Annotated in this window: 3 protein-coding genes; 2 read left to right on the top strand and 1 reads right to left on the bottom strand. The window is 58.8% G+C overall.

The annotated features are described in order from the left end of the window. Positions 1-218: 218 nt before the first annotated feature. Positions 219-419, bottom strand: a complete 201-nt coding sequence (locus ACTG34_RS13280) for a heavy-metal-associated domain-containing protein (protein ID WP_439105366.1) — start codon at positions 417-419, stop codon at positions 219-221. Positions 420-558: 139 nt separating this feature from the next. Here ACTG34_RS13280 and ACTG34_RS13275 point away from each other — a divergent pair, with 139 nt between their 5' ends. Together ACTG34_RS13275 and ACTG34_RS13270 are read left to right on the top strand one after the other, a co-directional pair. Beyond that, entirely contained in the window at positions 559-2,994 is a 2,436-nt protein-coding gene (locus tag ACTG34_RS13275; RefSeq protein WP_439105365.1) for a heavy metal translocating P-type ATPase, read from the top strand. A 252-nt stretch (positions 2,995-3,246) separates the two neighbouring features. Then, a partial coding sequence (locus tag ACTG34_RS13270) for an Ig-like domain-containing protein (protein ID WP_439105364.1) occupies positions 3,247-5,114 on the top strand: 1,868 nt, incomplete at its 3' end.

Genomic DNA, 5,114 nt, shown 5'->3' with positions numbered 1-5,114 from the left:
ATCCCATACCCTGTTCTGAATGCGCCTCAGCCAGAAGAGTGCCACTTGTGCTCATGGCCCAAGCGCGCAGAGCGGTTGTGCCCCAATCGACAGCGATCCAGTCGGCTTTGATCATCAGCCTCTCCCTCGTGTTCATCTTGCGTGGTTTACGCACCGTTATTGCGCGGGCATGGCGCGGGTGCAATGCAGATAAATGAACAAGGGGCGTGTGGGCGTGCTCAGGAACGCAGTTCGGCGGGGTATCCGGCGTCTTGTAGGGCGTTCAGGATAGCCGCGTCTGTGGCGTTGGAGCGCACATCAATTTCACGGTTCTCCATATCGACCTCAATGTCGACGTCATCATCGATGGCTTCGAGAGCCTGCAAGATGGAGGCGCTGCAATGGCCACACGTCATATCGGGAACTGAAAACACGGACATAGCGGGTTCCTTTTGATGTCTTCAAATGAGTAACATATCGCCCGTGAAAGGCAATGCGTTCACTTTGTCGCGCTGCGTCTTGACGCATGGCCGCCTAGACACCTAGGTGAGGCAAGGAATTTAACCGAAAGAGGCCAGCATGCACTCCGTCAGATTGAGCGTTGGGGGAATGACCTGCGCGTCCTGCGTGGGACGTGTCGAGCGTGCTCTTTTGGCGGCCGAAGGCATTCATGCAGCCAATGTGAACCTTGCCGTGGAGGCGGCGGAGATTACGTTTGAGGCGCCTGCGGACATGTCCAGTATTGTCGCAACCTTGGATAAAGCGGGTTACCCCGCGCGGACCGAGGTCATCGTGCTCGATGTGGAGGGCATGTCATGCGCCTCATGTGTCGGGCGGGTTGAGCGGGCTTTGGCGGATGTTGAGGGCGTCATCGCCGCATCGGTCAATCTGGCGGCGGAAACGGCGAGTGCCACAGTGTTGAGCGGAGTGACAGACGCGGATGCCCTACGCGGCGCGGTGGCGGGGGTCGGGTACACCGCAAGATCTCGCGCGCAAGATGCGCCGCGCGAGGATCGCAAAGCCGATGAGGCGCGCGGCTATTTACGCCGGTTGATCGTTGCTGCTGCCTTCACATTGCCGGTGTTCGTCGTTGAGATGGGGGGGCATTTATACCCGCCTATCCATGGTTGGATCATGGGGGTGATGGAGCATCAAGCATGGCGGCTGATCCAGTTTTGGCTCACATTGATCGTGTTGATCGGCCCTGCGCGCGGGTTCTTTTTGAAGGGGGTTCCTGCCTTGTTGCGCGGCGCGCCTGATATGAATTCGCTCGTGGCGATGGGCGCGGGGTCAGCGTTTGCCTATTCATGCGTGACGACTTTTGCGCCGTGGTATTTGCCGCCTGCCGCGCGCAACGTGTATTTCGAGGCTGCGGCGGTGATTGTGACGCTGATCTTGTTGGGGCGATATTTGGAGGCGCGCGCAAAGGGGCGCACGGGCGAGGCCATTCGCAAACTGGCAGGGATGAAGGCCGTGACAGCCCGCGTGGAGCGTGACGGGGTGGTTGTTGATGTGGCCATTGGCGAGGTTGTCGTGGGTGATATCGTGCACTTGCGTCCCGGTGAAAAGGTCGCTGTGGACGGTGTTGTGGTCAGCGGCGATAGCCATGTTGACGAGGCGATGATCTCCGGCGAACCGCTGCCCGTGGCCAAGGGCGAAGGGGCGGCGTTGATCGCGGGTACGGTGAACGGCGAGGGGGCGATGAGCTACCGCGCGCTCAAGGTGGGCGGCGACACCATGTTGGCGCAGATCATTCGCATGGTCGAAGATGCGCAAGGGGCCAAGCTCCCTATTCAGTCTTTGGTTGATAAGGTGACGATGTATTTTGTGCCCGCTGTGATGGTGTTGGCAGCGTTGACTGTTCTGGTCTGGTTGGCTTTTGGGCCTGATGCGGCGTTGCAATATGCGCTTGTTGCGGGGGTGTCTGTGCTGATCATTGCCTGTCCGTGTGCGATGGGTCTGGCCACGCCCACATCGATCATGGTGGGAACGGGGCGGGCCGCAGAATTGGGCGTGTTGTTTCGCAAGGGTGATGCCCTTCAGGCGTTGCAATCGGTCAAGGTGGTGGCGTTTGACAAGACCGGCACACTTACGATGGGCGCGCCCGTGGTGACGGATATCATCGCGCTGGTTGAGGATGAAAATACCGTTCTGGCGATGGTTGCCGCCGTGGAGGCAAAATCGGAGCATCCGATTGCGCGCGCCATTGAACGGGCGGCGCAAGAGCGTGACCTGATCCTGCCAAAGGTTGGTCGCGCCCGCGCGGTCGCGGGACACGGGGTGAGTGCGCAGGTGGGCGATCAGCCGATCTTGGTCGGCAATGGGCGATTGATGGCGCGCGAAGGCGTCGAGATGGCACCTTTTGGCGCATCGTTAGAGATGTTGGAGGCGCAAGGGCGCACCCCTGTTTTGGTGGCGATAGGCGGCGTGCCTGCGATGGTCCTTGGCGTGTCCGACCGTGTGCGGGCGGGCTCGAAAGAGGCGGTCGCGATGTTACATGCGCGCGGGTTATCCGTGGTCATGATCTCGGGCGATACCAAGCGGGCGGCACGCGCGATTGCAGACGCGTTGGGCATTGAGCGGGTCGAGGCGGAGGTGTTGCCGAAGGGCAAGGCCGAGATCGTGGCGGCATTGCGTGCGCAGTTTGGCCAGATCGCATTTGTTGGCGATGGGATAAACGATGCGCCTGCGTTGGCATCGGCAGATGTGGGGTTGGCCGTTGGGAGCGGCACTGATGTTGCGATTGAGGCCGCGGACGTGGTTTTGATGGGAGCGGACCCGCGCGCGGTGGTCACGGCCTTGGACCTGAGCCGCAAGGTGATGCGCAATATCCGCCAAAACCTGTTTTGGGCCTTTGCGTACAATATCGCGCTTATCCCGATTGCTGCGGGGGTGCTCTACCCGATTTGGGGTGTTTTGCTCTCTCCGATGCTGGGCGCGGGGGCAATGGCACTCTCATCTGTCTTTGTGATCAGCAATGCACTACGGCTGCGCGCTGCGGGTCGTGCTGACTGACGCTAGGTCAGTATAGTCGTTCGTTTTCGCTATCTTGCCTGACTTCCAATATGTCGTGTTCTCCTCCAAATCTTGGGAGCGGCGCGGGGTTTATGGCGTTATCTGGTAGCAAATAGGGCTTTTTTTGCCGAAATCGCAGAAAAATCTAGCAAGTGATTCGAGTATACGTTAGTTTCTAAGCTAGAGCGTAATGATAGCTGTGACCAAACTTCGGATACGCGGCACGTACTTGAGCAGAAGTGAATATGTATAATGGTAGGTTTGCAATTTACCGTCCGCAATAATGCGGGCGAAATCGACACAGGCAGTCTTTCTCTCGCGGGTGATGTCGAAGTCATCCGTATGGCGGGCATAGAAGACATTTCATTGAACACAACGCAGGCCGCAGTTGCGGGTTATGCGCGCGACGGAGGAGATCTGATCCTCACGTTGGTCGGTGGCAAGGAAATTCGTCTCGAAGGCTTCTTTGTTGGCGGTGAGAAGGAGCTGTTGCTGTCCGAGCGCGGCTTTATCTCCGAGGTTGAATTTGCAGACACGGCTGAGGGTGAATTGCTGGCAAGTTACGGCGATGTCGATTTGTCGGGCAAGTGGAGCGAATACGACCAGTTGGTGTTCCTTGACCTTGAGCGGATCGAGCCTGTTGTCGCGCCGATCGCCGCGCCATTGCTTGGCCCATTGTTCGGTCTTGGTGCGGGTGGTGCAGCCTTGGCGGCTGGTGCGCTCGCCGGTGATGGCGGAGGAAGTGACGGCGGGTCTGCGCCCGACACATCTGCGCCTGATGTTGTCATTACGGACGGAACCGAAGGAACCGGTGCGATCGTCAATGGCGAGGGCTACGATAGTGGCAGCTTTAGCATTTCGGGCGAGGGTGAGCCGGGTGCAACGGTAGATGTCACCATCAACGACACCACGGGCACAACCACGGTAAACGAGGATGGCACGTGGACGGTCGATTTCGATAGTGAAACGATTGAAGAGGGTGAATACACCACAGATGTGACTGTGACGTCCACGGACGGGGCGGGCAACTCTACGACTGTGACGGATACGCTTTTGGTCGATACCGAAGCGGAAGACCTGACGTTTGATATGGTTGCTGGCGACAATGTCATCAATATCGACGAGGCTACAGGCGATGTGACCGTATCGGGAACCTCCGAAGCTGGCGCGACCGTTGTTGTCACAATGGAAGGTCAGCAGGTCGAAACGACCGTGGGCCAAGATGGCACATGGAGCGCCGTTTTTGACGGCACGCAATTCCCGTCTGGCACATATAATAGCACTATCTCTGCGACAGTTACGGACGCGGCAGGCAATGCGGCGAGTTATACGCATGACGTTCACGTCGACCTTGAGGGTGGTGTGACGGTGAACGCGGGCGGCGCGGGCGGTGACGGCACTGTAAACCTGTCTGAAATGAAAGAGGGCGTTGATTTGTCCGGCACCGGCGAGGCAGGCTCGACTGTGGTGGTGACGGTCGCGGGCGTGTCACGCTCAACAACTGTCGGTGACGATGGAACGTGGACGGTCAACTACGCCAATGGCTCGCTCCCCCAAGGCACCTACGACGCCACTGTAACGGCGGTGTCCACGGACGCGGCGGGCAATTCATCGTCTACATCTGGCACATTCCATATCGACACCGAAATGGGTGTTGCGATTGATCCGAACCACTCGGGTGGCGACGAGATCGTGAACCTCTCCGAAAGCGGTCAACCGCTCACGTTCTCCGGCACAGCCGAACCCGGATCGATCGTTGTTGTCACGCTTCAAGGTGTGGAAATGACCACGGCGGCGGGCGCAAACGGCGTTTGGAATGTCACACTTCCGGCGGGTACGTTGCCTGCGGGTGAATACAACACGACACTCACGGCAGTTGCGACAGACGCGGCGGGTAACTCTGCGCAGTCAGCAACGTCTGTTCGTGTAGATACTGTGGCAGGCAATGTTGCCCTCTCGACCGGTCCGGTTGAGGGCGATAACGTCATCAACTTTGACGAGGCTGATGATGGTGTCTGGATTACGGGTACGGCAACGCCAGGGCTAAATGTAGTTGTTACTTTGGGCGATGCCTCGCACACGGTGCGGGCGTCATCCGGTGGCTCGTTCGCGGTGAAATT

Origin of the sequence: Celeribacter marinus, from assembly GCF_965656515.1 — a bacterium.
Classification (GTDB): domain Bacteria; phylum Pseudomonadota; class Alphaproteobacteria; order Rhodobacterales; family Rhodobacteraceae; genus Celeribacter; species Celeribacter marinus_D.
The sequence above is the reverse complement of the archived record's forward strand: the minus strand, read 5'-3'. Positions and strand labels throughout refer to the sequence as shown.